The 15,723-nt window shown below is 67.3% G+C and carries 15 protein-coding genes; 4 read left to right on the forward strand and 11 right to left on the reverse strand.

All coding sequences use genetic code 11. The features are described from left to right. Positions 1-125 precede the first annotated feature (125 nt). The 6 genes from leuA to miaA all read right to left on the reverse strand — a co-directional run bounded on the left by leuA (position 126) and on the right by miaA (position 7,460). Entirely contained in the window at positions 126-1,802 is a 1,677-nt protein-coding gene (gene leuA, locus CA237_RS08485) for a 2-isopropylmalate synthase (RefSeq protein WP_066689818.1), read from the reverse strand. 224 nt (positions 1,803-2,026) lie between these two features. After that, positions 2,027-2,632, reverse strand: a complete 606-nt coding sequence (locus CA237_RS08490) for a YceI family protein (RefSeq protein WP_066689819.1) — start codon at positions 2,630-2,632, stop codon at positions 2,027-2,029. A 356-nt stretch (positions 2,633-2,988) separates the two neighbouring features. Beyond that, the gene (gene ilvC, locus CA237_RS08495) at positions 2,989-4,008 is read right to left on the reverse strand and encodes a ketol-acid reductoisomerase (RefSeq protein ID WP_066689820.1); all 1,020 of its coding nucleotides are present in this window, start codon (positions 4,006-4,008) and stop codon (positions 2,989-2,991) included. 53 nt (positions 4,009-4,061) lie between these two features. After that, entirely contained in the window at positions 4,062-4,577 is a 516-nt protein-coding gene (gene ilvN, locus CA237_RS08500) for an acetolactate synthase small subunit (RefSeq protein ID WP_055756359.1), read from the reverse strand. 113 nt (positions 4,578-4,690) lie between these two features. Then, positions 4,691-6,436: an acetolactate synthase 3 large subunit gene (locus tag CA237_RS08505; RefSeq protein ID WP_066689822.1), complete on the reverse strand. Its 1,746-nt coding sequence runs from the start codon at positions 6,434-6,436 to the stop codon at positions 4,691-4,693. Between the two features lie 85 nt (positions 6,437-6,521). Beyond that, entirely contained in the window at positions 6,522-7,460 is a 939-nt protein-coding gene (miaA, locus tag CA237_RS08510; protein WP_206432963.1) for a tRNA (adenosine(37)-N6)-dimethylallyltransferase MiaA, read from the reverse strand. On the opposite strand from miaA, the gene serB reads away from it, so the two are divergent. Beyond that, positions 7,453-8,331 (forward strand): phosphoserine phosphatase SerB, encoded by an 879-nt coding sequence (serB, locus tag CA237_RS08515; protein WP_066689824.1) that lies wholly within the window; start codon positions 7,453-7,455, stop codon positions 8,329-8,331. The genes miaA and serB overlap by 8 nt on opposite strands. Positions 8,332-8,335: 4 nt before the next feature. On the opposite strand, the gene CA237_RS08520 is transcribed toward serB, so the two are convergent. Then, positions 8,336-9,247, reverse strand: coding sequence for an SPOR domain-containing protein (locus CA237_RS08520; protein ID WP_066689825.1), 912 nt, complete (start codon positions 9,245-9,247; stop codon positions 8,336-8,338). Positions 9,248-9,402: 155 nt separating this feature from the next. On the opposite strand from CA237_RS08520, the gene CA237_RS08525 reads away from it, so the two are divergent. From CA237_RS08525 to CA237_RS08535, 3 genes are read left to right on the forward strand one after another with little or no spacing between them, the layout of a single operon-like run. Further along, on the forward strand, positions 9,403-10,110 hold the full coding sequence (locus CA237_RS08525) for an AAA family ATPase (RefSeq protein WP_066689826.1): 708 nt from the start codon (positions 9,403-9,405) through the stop codon (positions 10,108-10,110). A gap of 4 nt (positions 10,111-10,114) precedes the next feature. Beyond that, on the forward strand, positions 10,115-10,510 hold the full coding sequence (locus CA237_RS08530) for a hypothetical protein (RefSeq protein WP_066689827.1): 396 nt from the start codon (positions 10,115-10,117) through the stop codon (positions 10,508-10,510). Then, positions 10,507-11,808: an SPOR domain-containing protein gene (locus tag CA237_RS08535; RefSeq protein WP_066689828.1), complete on the forward strand. Its 1,302-nt coding sequence runs from the start codon at positions 10,507-10,509 to the stop codon at positions 11,806-11,808. The genes CA237_RS08530 and CA237_RS08535 overlap by 4 nt, the downstream gene beginning before the upstream one ends. Positions 11,809-11,848: 40 nt before the next feature. Here the strand turns inward: CA237_RS08535 and CA237_RS08540 are convergent, their stop codons facing one another. The 4 genes from CA237_RS08540 to CA237_RS08555 are packed head-to-tail and all read right to left on the reverse strand — an operon-like array spanning position 11,849 to position 15,654. Beyond that, positions 11,849-13,051, reverse strand: a complete 1,203-nt coding sequence (locus CA237_RS08540) for an amidohydrolase family protein (protein ID WP_066689829.1) — start codon at positions 13,049-13,051, stop codon at positions 11,849-11,851. Next, positions 13,048-14,037 (reverse strand): aspartate carbamoyltransferase catalytic subunit, encoded by a 990-nt coding sequence (locus tag CA237_RS08545; RefSeq protein WP_066689830.1) that lies wholly within the window; start codon positions 14,035-14,037, stop codon positions 13,048-13,050. Before CA237_RS08545 ends, CA237_RS08540 begins: the two co-directional genes overlap by 4 nt. Before the next feature lie 40 nt (positions 14,038-14,077). Continuing rightward, a complete protein-coding gene (gene ruvX / locus CA237_RS08550; protein ID WP_066689831.1) occupies positions 14,078-14,548 on the reverse strand; it encodes a Holliday junction resolvase RuvX in 471 nt (156 codons plus the stop codon). After that, entirely contained in the window at positions 14,545-15,654 is a 1,110-nt protein-coding gene (locus CA237_RS08555) for a DUF3089 domain-containing protein (protein ID WP_066689888.1), read from the reverse strand. The genes ruvX and CA237_RS08555 overlap by 4 nt, the downstream gene beginning before the upstream one ends. Positions 15,655-15,723: the final 69 nt, after the last annotated feature.

Genomic DNA, 15,723 nt, shown 5'->3' on the forward strand with positions numbered 1-15,723 from the left:
CCACGTCGCGCTCGACCAAGTAACCGTATCCCCGCGCAGGCGGGGATCCAGAGCCAAGGTCGCAGAAGGTCGTGTTTGTGACCCTGGATCCCCGCCTGCGCGGGGATACGACGATGGACGGAGACTCAGTCCCGCATTGTCGCGTTGGCGGCACTCAAAGCGGCGCGGACGGTGGCGGTGGCGACGTCGCCATCGATGCCGACCCCGAATAACCGCCGTCCATCAGACAGGCTGCATTCGAGATAGGCCGCCGCCTGCGCATCGGCGCCATGGCCGATAGCGTGCTCGCTGTAATCGACCACATCCATGTCGATGCCGCCCTCCTCGCGCAGCGCGGCGAGCAGGCCCGACAACAGCCCGTTGCCCTTGCCCGAGATCGAACGTTCCTCACCATCCAGCCGGACACGACCGACGAAGGTACGCGGCGGGCCACCCCCGGGCGCATGGGTTTCGGCATAGTCGATCAGCGCATAGCGATCCTTACCCTGCGGCAGATAGGCGTCGTGGAACGCGGACCAGATGTCGGCGGCGTTGAGCTCGCGGCCCAGCCGGTCGGCCATCGCCTGCACATGGCGGCTGAAATCCGCCTGCAACCGCTTGGGCAGTTTCAGGCCCTTGTCCTGTTCCAGCACCCACGCCACGCCGCCCTTGCCCGACTGCGAATTGACGCGGATGACCGCTTCATAGCTGCGGCCGAGATCGGCGGGGTCGATCGGCAGATAGGGGACTTCCCACAGCCCGTCGTTGCGCACCGCCTGCGCCGCCATGCCCTTCTTGATCGCGTCCTGGTGGCTGCCCGAGAATGCGGTGAACACCAGATCACCGGCATAGGGCGTGCGCGGATGGACCGGCAGCTGGGTGCAGTAATTCACCGTGTTCACGACCTCGTCGATGTCCGAGAGGTCGAGCTGCGGATCGACGCCCTGGGTGTAGAGGTTCAGCGCGACGGTCACGAGGTCGCAATTGCCGGTGCGTTCGCCGTTGCCGAGCAGGCAGCCCTCGACCCGGTCGGCGCCCGCCATCAACCCGAGTTCCGCCGCCGCAACGCCGGTGCCGCGGTCGTTGTGGGTGTGGAGCGAGATGACGACGCTGTCGCGGTTCGGCACGTTGCGGCAGAACCATTCGATCTGGTCGGCATAGACGTTGGGCGTCGCCGCCTCGACGGTGGCGGGCAGGTTCAGGATAAGTGGTTTGTCCGGGGTCGGCTGCAGCACGTCCATGACCGCCGCGCAAACCTCGACCGAGAAATCCAGTTCGGCGGTCGAGAAGGTTTCCGGGCTATATTCGAAGCGCCAGTCGGTGTTAGGACGCTTGGACGCTTCGTCGCGCAGCACCTTCGCACCGTTCACCGCGATCTCGCGGACTTCTGAGCGTTCCATGCCGAACACGATCCGCCGCCACGCCGGGCTGACCGCGTTGTAGAGGTGGACGATCGCCTGTTTCGCGCCGTCGAGGCTTTCGAAGCTGCGCTCGATCAGGTCGCGGCGCGATTGCGTCAGGACCTGCACCCAGACGTCGTCGGGGATGCGATCCTGCTGGACGAGGCCCGAGATGAAGTCGAACTCGGTGGCACCGGCCGATGGGAACCCGACCTCGATCTCCTTCAACCCGACCTTTACCAGCAGATCGAAGAAGCGGTTCTTCTTCTCCGCGCCCATCGGGTCGATCAGCGCCTGATTGCCGTCGCGCAGGTCGGTCGACAGCCAGCGCGGGGCGGCGGTGATCGTGCGCGACGGCCATTGGCGGTCGGGCAGGTTCACGGTCGGAAAGGGGCGGTATTTGGTCGAAGGATCGCGCAACATGACGTCTCAGCCTGTCTTGGGCGCGCGGTGATTGCGCGCCAGTATCTGCCGGAAAGGGTGTGATACTCCCTCAGGGCAGGCGCACGCCGGTGCGATCCTGCCCTAAGGGCGGCTAAGTCGCAGAAGGATGCGGCGTCCGAACATGGCGGCTGTGTGGCGTGGCCCCGCGCAAATGTCCAGAGCCGATGCGGGCCGCAGGCGATTGCCCGCAACCCGCACGAAGGTCAGGCGGCGACGAACGCGGCGTTGATCGTCAGGTCGACCTTGTCCGACACGACCGGGGCAGCCATGCCGAGGCCGAAGTCGCTGCGGTTGATCGAGCCGGTCGCAGTGAAGCCGACATTCTTCTTCTTGTTCATCGGGTTCTCACCGGCGCCCATGAAGCGGACGGTCAGCTGGACTGGCTTGGTCTGGCCCTTGATCGTCAGGTTGCCGGCCAGCATCCAATGGTCGCCCATCGGCTGGACGCGGGTCGACACGAACTTCGCGGTCGGGTGGTTGGCGACGTCGAAGAAGTCCTTCGACTTCAGGTGCTCGGCGAATTGCGGGCTGGTGACGGTCAGCGACTTGGCGATGTCGAAATCGATCGACACCTTGGTCGCGGCCGGGTTCTTCGGGTCGAAGGTCGCGGTGCCGCCGGTCGCGCCGAACAGGCCGTCGAGCATGGTGAAGCCCATATGGTTCACGCGCCACGCGACCTGGGTGTGCGCGGTGTCGACGGTGTAGTTGCCGGCAGTCACGCGCGACTTGTCGGGGGCGCCCGGCATCTGGGCGACGGTCGGGGCAGCGACCGCGAACAGGGCGGCGGCGAGGATCAGGGGGGTGCGCATGGAAAGCTCTCCGGTTGAGGCGAAGTCGGAATGCCGCCGTTGTCGGGCGGGCCGGGCTTCGGGTCAAATACCGGATGCGAAACGATCGGTTTCGGTTTGGGTGCCGTGGGTTGGGCGGTGGGTACGTTGGTTGCCGTCATCCCGGCGAAGGCCGGGATCCACGGACGCGGGACAGTCGGGATTTATCGATACCACCCGACACCATGGATTCCGGCCTTCGCCGGGATGACGTTGGGGCAAGATCGCCGCCCGCCCGTCGGTCGCGGCAAAGCCGCGCTCCGAAGGGCGGGCTTTGTCGCACCGGCCGGTCTGGCGCGTGCCGACCGTAGCAGTGCTACGGTCAGGGCGCGCTGCGACTAGTTCTTGGTCTGATCGACCAACTTGTTCGCGCCAATCCATGGCATCATCGCGCGCAGTTCGGCACCAGTCTTCTCGATCGGATGCGCCGCCGCCTGCTTGCGCGCGGCCTTCAGCTCGGGCTGGCCGGCGCGGTTGTCGAGCACGAAGTTCTTCACGAAGCGGCCCGACTGGATGTCGGCCAGCACGCGCTTCATTTCCTTCTTCGTTTCGTCGGTGATGATCCGCGGGCCGGTGACGATGTCGCCATATTCGGCGGTGTTCGAGATCGAATAGCGCATGTTGGCGATGCCGCCCTCATACAGCAGGTCGACGATCAGCTTGGTTTCGTGGAGGCATTCGAAATAGGCCATTTCGGGGGCGTAGCCCGCCTCGACCAGCGTTTCGAACCCGGCCTGGATCAGGTGGGTCACGCCGCCGCACAGCACGGCCTGCTCACCGAACAGGTCGGTTTCGCATTCCTCGCGGAAGTTCGTCTCGATGATACCCGAACGGCCGCCGCCGACACCCGATGCATAGGCGAGCGCGATGTCGTGCGCGTTGCCCGACGCGTCCTGATGGATCGCGACGAGGCAGGGCACGCCGCCACCCTTCACATATTCGCTGCGCACCGTATGGCCTGGTCCCTTGGGCGCGATCATGATGACGTCGACATCGGCACGCGGCTCGATCAGCCCGAAATGGACGTTGAGGCCGTGCGCGAAGGCCAACGCCGAACCGGGCTTCAGGTTCGCATGGATGTCGTCGGCATAGATCGCGGCCTGATGCTCGTCGGGCGCGAGGATCATGAGGATGTCGGCCCATGCGGCGGCTTCCGCGTTCGGCAGCACCTTGAAGCCCGCACCTTCGGCCTTGGCGGCGCTCGCCGAACCGGGACGCAGCGCGATGGCGACGTTCTTCACGCCCGAATCGCGCAGGTTCTGCGCATGGGCATGGCCCTGCGAACCGTAACCGAGGATCGCGATCTTCTTGTCCGAGATCAGGTTCAGATCGGCGTCGCGATCATAATAGACACGCATGTGGGTTCCCTTTCGATAGGTTGGCGTCGTCCGGTTCGGCGACGCGAATGGATTCAGGCGGCCTCTCGTCCGCGGGCGATGGCGGCGATGCCGGTGCGAGCGACCTCGACCAGACCGACCTCGGCCATCAATTCGGTGAACTTGTCGATCTTTTCGATCGATCCCGTCACCTCGAACACGAAACTCGATACCGTCGCATCGACCACGCGGGCGCGATAGACCTCGGCGAGGCGCAGCGCCTCGATCCGATGCTCGCCGGTGCCGACGACCTTGACCAGCGCCAGCTCGCGTTCGACATGCGCACCCTGCACGGTCAGGTCGACGACCTTGTGCACCGGGACCAGCCGATCGAGCTGCGCGATGATCTGTTCCATCACCGACGGCGACGCGCTGGTGACGATGGTGATGCGGCTGACCGCCTTGTCGACGGTGATCTCCGACACGGTAAGGCTTTCGATGTTGTAGCCACGGCCGGAGAACAGCCCGGCGATGCGCGCCAGGATGCCGGGTTCGTTGTCGACGAGCACGGCCAGCGTGTGCCGTTCGGTCTGTTCGGTCTTGATGTGCATGTTCGTCCCTGTTCCTCGGGCGTTGCCGAGAGCAGCGTTCCGCTTGTGGCGATCCCCCTCCACCGCTCTGCGAGCGGTCCCCCTCCCCGCGGAGCGGGGAGGATCTTGAAGGGTTACACCAGCGCCTTGGCCTCGTCGTCCATTTCGCCCGAGACTTCGTTCGCCTGCAGGATCATGTCGGTATGCGCCGCCCCGCTGGGGATCATCGGGAAGCAGTTAGCGAGCTTCGCCACCATGCAGTCGACGATCACCGGGCCGTCATGGTCGAGCATCGCCTGGATACCGGCTTCCAACTCGTCCGGATGCTCGATGCGAATGCCCTTCCAGCCATAGGCCTCGCCCAGCTTCACGAAATCGGGCAGCGAGTCCGAATAGCTGTTCGAATAGCGCGAGCTATAGGTCAGCTCCTGCCACTGGCGGACCATGCCCATATATTCGTTGTTCAGGATGAAGATCTTGACCGGCAGGCGATACTGCGTCGCGGTCGCCAGCTCCTGAATATTCATCTGGATCGACGCCTCGCCGGCAATGTCGATGCACAGTGCCCCCGGATTGCCGAGCTGAGCGCCGATCGCCGCGGGCAGGCCATAGCCCATCGTGCCGAGACCGCCGCTGGTCAGCCACTTGTTGGGCGCTTCGAAACCGAAATGCTGCGCGGCCCACATCTGGTGCTGGCCGACCTCGGTCGACACGATCGGCGCGCGATGCTTGGTCGCCTCGTACAGCGCCCGGATCGCCCGCTGCGGCATGATTTCCCTGGTCGATTCCGGGAAATCGAGGCAACGCTTGGCGCGCCAGCCGTCGATCTTCGCCCACCATGCCGACAGGTCGGGCTTGGGATGCTGGCGCGACTTCCAGACGCGGATCATGTCCTCCATCGCATGGCCCGCATCGGCGATGATGCCAAGGTCGGCGCGGACGATCTTGTTCACGCTGGAACGATCGATATCGATATGGACCTTGCGGCTGCGCGGGGAAAAGGCGTCGAGCCGTCCCGTCACCCGGTCGTCGAAGCGCGCGCCGATGGCGACGACCAGATCGGCCTCGTTCATCGCCATATTGGCTTCATAGGTGCCGTGCATGCCGAGCATCCCCAGCCATTGCGGGCTGGAGGCGGGCAGGGCGCCCAGACCCATCAGCGTCGAGGTGACCGGGGCACCGCTGATCCGGGCAAGTTCGCGCAGCAGCTGTGACGCCGCCGGCCCCGAATTGATGATGCCGCCGCCGGTATAGAGCACCGGCCGCTCCGCCGCGGCGAGCATGTCGACGACCTGTTCGATCTGCGCGCGGTCGGCCTTCACCTTCGGGCGATAGGTCTTGTGCTGGATCGGGCCGGGCTTGGTATAGCGCGCGGTCGCGACCTGCACGTCCTTCGGGATGTCGATCACGACCGGACCGGGACGGCCGGCGGTGGCGATATGGAACGCCTCGTGGATGACATGGCCGAGCTTGGCCGGGTCCTTCACCAGGTAGTTATGCTTGCAGCAGTGGCGCGTGATGCCGACGGTATCGGCCTCCTGAAACGCGTCGGTGCCGATCAGGCCGGTGGGCACCTGCCCGGTGATGACGACCATCGGGATCGAATCGAGCAGCGCGTCAGTGATGCCGGTGATCGCGTTGGTCGCGCCCGGACCGGAGGTGACGAGCACGACGCCGGGCTTGCCGGTGGAGCGGGCATAGCCCTCCGCCGCATGGGTCGCTGCCTGTTCGTGACGGACGAGGATGTGCTTGATCCGGCTATGTTCGAACAACGCGTCATAGATCGGCAGCACCGCGCCGCCGGGATAGCCGAATACGACTTCCACGCCGAGGTCGACGAGGGCCTCGACCAAAATGGCGGCTCCACTCTTCTCAGGCATGGGTCTTCAACTCCTCACTATTTCGCGGGCGCAATAGCACCGTTGGAGCGGCGTCGCTAGCCGCATGAAATATTCGTGTCAACCATCAATTACGTAATAAAGTGTCTAAATGACCGGCAAGTGCGTATTTTTCGGTTTCGCTCGTGCGAAGCCAGTCGGCGGGTGGCTGGTTCCGGAACCAGGTATATTGCCGTTTCGCATATTGCCGCGTCGCGAAGCGGGCGGCGGTGAGCGCTTCGTCGCGGGTGGACCCGCCCCTTTGCCAGCGGGCGATTTCCGCCACGCCGATCGCCCGGCGGACCGGCGCGTCCGGCGCGATATCGCTGCGGGCCAGCAGCGCTGTGACCTCCTCGACCGCGCCGCCATCGAACATCTGCGCCAGTCTGCGGTCGCAGCGTTCGGTCAGCCAGTCGCGGTCGGGCAGCAGCAGCATCGCCGACAGCGCGATCCGGTGCCCGATGCCGCCGATACGGTCGCGCTGCCAGTCGGCCAGCGTCCGGCCGGTCGAGCGGACGACTTCGAGGGCGCGCGCGATCCGGGTCGTGTCGGTCGGGTTCAGCCGGGCCGCCGCTGCCGAGTCCTCGCGCTGCAAGGCCTGCGCCGCCTGATCGGTCGGCAGTGCGCGAACCGCCTGCCGGATCGCCGGGTCGATATCGGGCACCGGGGCGATGCCGTCGATCAACGTACGCAGATACAGGCCGGTGCCGCCGACCAGCACCGGCAACTTGCCGGCTTCATGGGCGGCCTCGGTCTCGGTGGTCGCCTGCTGCGACCATAAGGCGGCGGAATAGGGCGCGGCACCGTCGATATGGCCGAACAGGCGGTGCGGCACCTGCGCCTCCTCGTCGGTTGAGGGACGGGCGGACAAGATACGCAGGTCGCGATAGACCTGCGCGCTGTCGGCGTTGATGACCACGCCGTCGTGTCGCCGTGCGATCTCGATCGCCAGCGCGGACTTGCCGCTGGCGGTCGGGCCTGCGATGAGCGCGACCCTCGGACGTTCAGGAGACTTCGCCATGTTCATCGCCACGCTGATAGCAGCCGAACTCGCCGCGGGCGATGTTTCCGCAGCGGCGGACCGGCTTGACATGGTCGGGTGTCATGTCGAGGGCTGGAGCTGGATCGACGAGGGTCGCGCCGCCGACATTCGTTTTGCGAGCGAGGTCGCCGCAGCGCGCCCTGCGCTGGAGGGCGTGTTCAACCGGACCGATGTGGCGGTTCAGGCGGCCGCCAACCGCGAAAAGTCTCTGCTGGTCGCCGACATGGACTCGACGATTATCACCGTCGAATGCATCGACGAACTCGCCGATTATGCCGGGATCAAGGCGGAAATCGCCGAGGTGACCGAGCGGGCGATGCGCGGCGAACTCGACTTCGCCTCCGCGCTGGACGCGCGGGTGGCGTTGCTGGAGGGGCTGGAGGAAGCGGCGATCCAGCGGTGCCTCGACGAACGGGTCAAGCTGATGCCCGGCGCGAGGACCTTGATTCAGACGATGCGCGCGCGGGGAGCGACGACGATCCTCGTGTCGGGCGGCTTCACCCGCTTTGCCGAGCCGGTCGGAACCGAACTGGGCTTTCACCGCATGATCGCCAACCGCCTGCTGATCGAGGACGGAAAGCTGACCGGCAAGGTGCGCAAGCCGATCGTCGATGCGACGACCAAGGAAGTGACACTGCTCGCCGCGATCGACGAACTCGGCATCGATCCGGCCGCGACACTGGCGGTAGGCGATGGCGCCAACGATCTGCCGATGATCCGCCGCGCCGGGCTGGGCGTCGCCTATCATGCCAAGCCGATCGTCGCGGCGGAGGCGGGCGTGCGGATCGATCATAACGACCTGACCGCGCTGCTCTATATCCAGGGGATCGCACCCGCCGACTGGGCGGCGGGCTGACCGCTCAGCGCTTCACGGCCACGCAGGGCGTCGGGCGGATCGCGGCGCAAGCGCGGGTCGCCTCCGCGCTGCTGGCGAACGGGCCGACCTGCAGCCGAGTATTGGCGCCGGCCGCTTCATAATAGGGCTGGCGACCGGCGAACTTGTCCGACACGCTGCTCCACAGGCGGCGGGCATTGCCGGCATCCTTGAACGCGCCGAGCTGCACCCGCCAGCCGCCATCGCGGATCGCTGTCGGCTTGGCGACGGGGGCGGGCGGTGCCTTGGCTACAGGCGCTGCGCGCGGCGTGGGGGCGGGCGTCGGGCGAGCGGCCGGCGTGGTCGGTTGTGGCTGGACGGCAGTCAGCCTCGGCCGCCCGGCATTACGCTCCAGATCACGGGCCATCGCCAGCGCCGCCTGCCGGTCGGGCAGCGGCACATAGCGATCCATCTCCGCCAGCGTCGCTGCGGCCTGCGGCAGGCCGGCCGACGACGCCCGCGTCATCAATGCGTAGGCGCGCCGCCAGTCCTTCTTCACGGCATCGCCGTTGAACAGCATCGTCCCCAGCACGAACTGACTCCGCGCCTCCCCCCGCTGCGACGATTTTTCGAGCCATTTGACGGCATCGGCGCGCTTGCCGTTCTGGAACAGGATCAGGCCGTAATTATCCTCCGCCTGGCGGTGCCCCTGCTGCGCGGCGAGCGCGTACCAGCGTTCGGCCTGCGCCATGTCCATCGGCACGCCGCGGCCGAGCTTGTACGCCTGGCCCAAGTTGAACTGCGCATCGGCATCGCCGGCGGCGGCCGGCTGCTGCCATTCGCGGACCGCCGTCGCCCAGTCGCCACGGGCCCAGGCATCGACTCCGGCCTTCACATCCGCTCCCGCCGCCGTCGACAGCAGCGCACCTGCCAGTGCCAGCCCAACCATCACGCGCATCACGATCCCCTCTGCGTCCGTCCGCCATTCCCTATCAGCGGTTTACCATGATCGGAATGCCTTTCGCATCGGTGGCATGGGAAGCGGCGCGTTAACCGGTTCTTATCCGCCGCCATGGCATCGGGGTGCGGAGATTACGGGGAGACGGTGGCGCGATGCGCGTATTGGCGGTGGCTTCGCAAAAGGGTGGTTCGGGCAAGACGACCTTGTCCGGGCATCTGGCCGTGCAGGCCCAACGCGCGGGCGCCGGGCCGGTGGTGATGATCGACATCGATCCGCAGGGGTCGCTGGCGGCATGGTGGAACGAACGCGTCACCGACGAACCGGCCTTTGCGCAGACCATGGTTGCGCGCCTTGCCGCCGACCTCGAAACGCTGCGGTCGCACGGGTTCAAGCTGGCGGTGATCGATACACCGCCCGCCATCACCATGGCGATCCAGAGCGTGATTGCGGTCGCCGAGTTGATCGTTGTGCCGACTAGGCCCAGCCCGCACGACCTGCGCGCGGTGGGGGCAACCGTCGACCTGTGCGACCGCGCGGGAAAGCCGCTGGTCTTCGTCGTCAATGCTGCGACGCCTGGTGCGCGGATCACGACCGAAGCGACGATGGCACTGTCGCAGCACGGCACGGTCGCGCCGGTGACGATTCATCACCGCGTCGATTTCGCATCGTCGATGGTCGATGGCCGTACGGTGATGGAGATCGATCCGGCATCGAAGTCGAGCGCCGAGATTGAGGCCCTGTGGCTCTATATCCAGGATCGCTTAGAGAAGAATTTCCGCCGGACGGTCTTCGCCGTGCCGACGATGCCGACCGCGATGCGCGTACCCGCCGGCGGGTTCGGGCGGCGGGGGCAGGGGTGAGCGGATGACGACGCCGCGCCCCCCCGCCCAGATTAACTCGTCGCTGCTGGCGCGCAAGGGCGAGGCACGCCCGGCCATGCGGCCGCACGGCACCGGTCCGGACAGCCGCGATGGCGACGATCTGGGCTGGAACGATCTGGGAGAGGCGTTGCCTCCGGTGCTGCGCGAGCGTTCGAAGCTGCACGCGCTGCCGACACCCCCCGCACCGGCCACCGAATCGATCATGCTCGACCTCGACCCCGACCGGATGCTCCGGCTGAAGCTGGCGGCGACGGTGCGCAACGTTACCCCGGAAGCCTTCGTGCGCGATGCGCTCGATCGCTCCCTCCCGTCGGCATCCGACATCGCGGCGCTGGTGCAGCGCCTCGCCCCCGATGGGGCAACAAAGGGCAAGCCATGAAGACGCATCTCCTGGTATCGATCGGCCTCGCCACGGCCATGCTGGGCGGATCGCTGGCGCTGGTCGGCGGCGGCACCATCGCGGTCGCGTCGTCGGAGGACGGCCCGGCACGCAAGTTCGCAGTGAAGGCGACCAAGGCGTTGACCAAGCGTCGCGCGGCCGATGCGGTCACCTTCGCCGAACAGGCGGTGGCGTTCGCGCCGCGCGATGCGGCTTATCGCGCGTTGCTCGGTCGCGCCTATCTGGCCGCCGGCCGGTTCGCATCGGCCACCCAGGCATTTACCGACGTCCTGACGCTCAACCCCGCCGATGCGAAGGCCGCGCTCAATCTGGCGCTGGCGCAGACGGCGACCGGCGAATGGGTCGCGGCGCGCGAGACGCTGACCGCCCATGCCGCGCGGATTTCGCCGGCCGATCGCGGCCTGGCGCTGGCACTGGCGGGCGATCCGGCAGGCGGCATCGCGTTGCTCAGCGAAGCGGCGCGCGACCCGGCGGCGACGGCGACCGTGCGGCAGAATCTGGCGCTGGCGCTCGCGCTCGACGGGCGCTGGGTCGATGCGCGCACCGTGGCCTCGGTCGATATGCCGCCGGCGCAGGTCGATCAGCGGCTGATGGAATGGGCGGCATTCGCCCGGCCCGAACATGCGGCGCAACAGGTTGCGGCGCTGCTGGGCGTGACGCCGTCGCCGGACCGGGGCCAGCCGGTGCAGCTGGCACTGGTTGAACCTGCGGCTGCGGCGTCGGTCGCGCTGGCGCAGGCCGATCCCGTGCCCGAAGTCCCGGCGGCAGTCGTCGCGGTCGAGCCGGTCGGCGATACCCCGATCGTGCCCGCCGTCGCGGCACCGGTGCAGGTCGCGGCGGTCGCCCGTCCGGCCATCACCTTCGCCCCGCGTCGCGAGATCGTGCAGGCGCTGCCCGGTAGCTATCGGCGGCAGGAGCAGCCGGTTCGGATGGCAGCGCGCTCGACGCCGCGACCGGTCCGGGCCTCCGCGCCCGCGACGGCCACCGGCAACTATTATGTGCAGCTGGGGGCATTCGACAATGCCGGCGTCGCGCGCAACGCGTGGAAGCGGATGAGCCGCAACGTCCCCCGTCTCGCTGCGCTGGCGCCGCAGGGGATGCAGGCCAGCGTTCGCGGGGCGAGCTTCTACCGCCTGTCGGTCGGTGGCCTTGCCCGCAACGACGCCACGGCGCTGTGCGGCAGCATACGCGCCAAGGGCGACCGCTGCTTCGTGCGGACCCATGCCGGCGAACAGCTGGCCAGCTGGGCCCGCCCCGAGCGGCTGGCCTCGCGCTAACCCTTTCCGAGCCTCTCCCAGGAGGAGGCGGCGCGTTCCGTTACAGGAACGCGCCGCCTTTCATCACGCGTACTGCGCGGCCCTGCACCGGCAGGCCGTCGAACGGCGTGTTCGCGGCCTTGCCTGCCAATGCGTCGGCACGGACCTGCCACGGGGCATCCTGATCGACGACGATCAGGTCCGCCGGCGCACCGATGGCGAGCGTGCCCGAGTCGAGGCCCAGAAGCTTGGCGGGGTTGTACGACAACAGGGCGAACAACCGGTCGAGCCCGATCAGTCCATCGCGCACCAGCCCGAGCCCCAGCGGCAACAGAGTCTCCGCACCGGCCATGCCCGGCTCCGAATCGGCGAAGGGCAGGCGCTTTGCCTCCGGTCCGCGCGGATCATGGCCCGAACACAGCACGTCGATCGTCCCATCGGCCAGCGCGGCGCCCGCCGCCTGCCGGTCGCTCTCGCTGCGCAGGGGCGGGGAGAGGTGGGCGAAGGTGCGGAAATCGCTCATCGCGATGTCGGACAGATAGAGGTGCGCCGGAGTGATGCCGCAGGTAACCCGCACCCCGCGCCGCTTGGCCGCGCGGACCAGGTCGAACCCGGCCGCCGTCGTCACCTGCCGGAAATGCAGCCGCGCGCCGGTCTCCTCGGCCAGCATCACGTCACGCGCGATCGCCAGCGCTTCGGCCATCGCCGGTGCCGCGGGCAGGCCGAGCCGCGTCGCGGTCTCACCCGCGGTGGCGACCGCATCCCCGGCCAGTCCGCCATCCTCGGCATGGGCGATGACGACCAGACCGCAATCGCGGGCATAGGCCAGCACCTTGCGCATGACGCCGCTGTCGCCGATCCAGCGCCGGCCGGTCGCGACCGCGCCCGCGCCCGCTTCGGCATTGATCGCCATTTCGGCAAGGTCCGTCCCGCGCAGCCCCTGCGTCGCGGCGGAGATCGGGTGAATCCACAGGTCGGGCTTGCCCATATAGGCCGCGCGCGCGACGATGCCCGGATCGTCGAGCACCGGCGCCTGATCCGGCATCAACCCGACGCGGACGATGCCGCCGGCGCGAAACGCGGCAGTGTCGATTCCGAATACGCCCAGATCGACGATGGCGGGCGCGATCAGCTTGCCCGACACGTCGATCGTCTCGGCACCGTTCGCATCGGCGACGATGTTCTCGCCGGCGACCAGCAGGTCGCGCGCGGCGATCCCGTCGACCGGACAGACGAGCGTGCCGCCAGTGAACTGCTTGCTCATGCCCAGCCCTCCACGCCACGGCTACGCCGGGTCAGTACGTCGAGACAGGCCATGCGGACCGCCACGCCCATTTCCACCTGCTCGGTGATCGTCGACCGCTCGGAATCGTCGGCGACGTCGCTGTTAATCTCGATCCCCCGGTTCATCGGCCCCGGATGCATCACGATCGCATGCGGTTCGGCGCGTTTCAGCCGCTCGCGGGTCAGGCCGTAGCGCAGATGATATTCGCGGGTCGACGGGATGAAGCCTCCGTTCATCCGCTCATTCTGCAACCGCAGCATCATTACCACGTCGGCACCTTCGAGTGCGGCATCGAAATCGGTGAACGGGGTTACGCCCATCGATTCGATCGCGTGCGGCATCAGCGTGGCTGGCGCCACGACGCGCACCTCGGCAGCCAGCGTCGTCAGCGCCAGGATGTTGGAGCGCGCGACGCGACTGTGGAGGATGTCACCGCAGATCACGACCCGCTTGTGCGCGATTTCGCCCAGCCGGCGCCGGATGGTCAACGCGTCGAGCAGCGCCTGCGTCGGATGTTCGTGCCAGCCGTCACCGGCGTTCAGCACCGGGCAGTCGACTTTGTCGGCGATCAACTGCACGGCGCCGGACGAACTGTGACGGATGACGATGACGTCCGCGCGCATCGCGTTCAGCGTGACGGCGGTGTCGATCAGCGTCTCGCCCTTCTTCACGCTCGACTGGCCGGCATGCATGTTGACCACGTCCGCGCCCAGCCGCTTACCCGCGATCTCGAAAGACAAAAGGGTGCGGGTGCTGTTTTCGAAGAAGGCGTTGATCTGCGTCACGCCCTTCAGTCGCTGGTCGCCGGGTGCCCGGCTGCGATTGGCGTCGATCCATTGCTCCGCCTCGTCGAGCAGGAACAGGATTTCATGGGGCTGCAATCCCTCGATCCCGGTCAGGTGCCGATGCGGGAAAACGGCGCCGCCATCAATCATGGCGGCGGGGCGGTGGTCTGAAATAGGCATCGAGGCGACCGGTTAGGCCGCGCCGCGCGCCCTTGCAAGCTCAGGCTAGCGGGACATTCACCAGAGCGTCGATCGCGCCTTGCAGGATGTAGGCGGCGGCGAGCTTGTCTACCCGCTCCGCGCGTTTTGCGCGGCTGAGGTCCTCGGCGATCATCTGCCGCTCGACCGCGACCGTCGACCAGCGTTCGTCCCACAGAAAGATCGGCAGATTCAAATCGTCGAGGTTGCGGGCGAAGGCGCGGACCGACTGTGTACGCGGCGAATCGCTGCCGTCCATGTTGAGCGGCAGGCCGATGACGATGCCGCGCACCGATTGCTGGCGGATCAGCGTGGCCAGTTGTGCCTTGTCGGCGGTGAATTTGGTTCGGTTCACCAAAATAGCCGGGCTGGCGAAGCTCCACCCGGCATCGCACAGCGCGGTGCCGATCGTTTTCGTGCCGACATCCAGCCCGATCAGCCGACCGCCTTCGGGCAGCGCGTCGCGAAAGACGGCGCGGTCTTCGGTAATCATTTTACCCTCCACGCCGCGAGCCGGCGCAACGCGTCGGCGCGGACATTCGCCCAGAACAGGCTGTAGTCGTAGACGTGCCAGTTGTTACCCGGCAGCACATAGGGGCCGAGGTCGGGCGGGTTGTCACCGATCGACAGGAATCCGCGCGGCCCGCAGGCTGCGGGCACCAGCCCCGGCGTCATCGTCGCGTTCTGCAGCGACTTATCCGGGATCAGCGTGCCGAGATTGGCGCTGGCCGGCGCCTGCGCATCGGCGGTGCCGGTCAGCGGATTGGTACAGACCATCGGCGTTTTCGCTCGCGGGCGGCCGTCGAACCCGGTCGATGCGTCATATTGTTCAAGGATCAGCGACGGATCGGCCGGTTCGGCGAAGCTCTGCCACGACAGCAGGCACCGGGCCTGATCGGCGGTCGTGCATTCGGGAAGGCCGAGCGCGACGATATCCGTCACCTTCGATACCGGCCAGCCAACGACATAGGCCGCGACGATCCGTCGGGCGAGCAGCGTGCCGGCGACCTTTTCTCGCAGCAGCCGGGTCAGGTGCAGCCCGCCCTGGCTATGGCCGGCGAGGATGATCGGCCGCTTCGGATCGATTTCCTCGACGAACCGGTCGAACGCCGATTCGATGTCGTGATAGGCGAGGTCGAGTGCCTGTTCCGCCGCATCTTCGCTGGTCAGGAACGCGCCGAAGGTCGCCTGGCGATAGCGCGGCGCCCAGACGCGTCCGGCGGCGGTGAAGGCGCTGGCCTGCCCGCGCAGGAAGATGCGCGCGCGGTCGTTGGTCTCGGCGTCGTCCAGCACCGCATTCCAGCGGTCGGTGCCGACGAACGATGTCGGGTGGATGAAGAAAATCTCGGCCCGGCCCGGCGGCGTCGGCTGCACCCCCGGCGGCAACCAGTCGACCGGCGTATTGGTCAGCCCTGGCCGTGCGAACCACATCGTCTTGTCGGCATAGAGTCGCGACGGAATGGTCGGTTCGGTCCGGAACGCAACGCTCGGCACCAGCGCGCGGCGCAGCAGGTCGTTGCCGAACATGCGATAGGCTACGGCGCCGGCGATGACGAGGACGATCAGCGTCGCCACAATGTACAGAAATTTGCGCGCCAATCCGAACTCCACCGTCAGTCGGCGCACCGATGCGGGATGGCGCGGCCGGGTGCAACTGCTTTGCGGGTG

This window comes from Sphingomonas sp. ABOLH, from assembly GCF_003951715.1.
In the GTDB taxonomy this organism is placed as follows: domain Bacteria; phylum Pseudomonadota; class Alphaproteobacteria; order Sphingomonadales; family Sphingomonadaceae; genus Sphingomonas; species Sphingomonas hankookensis_A.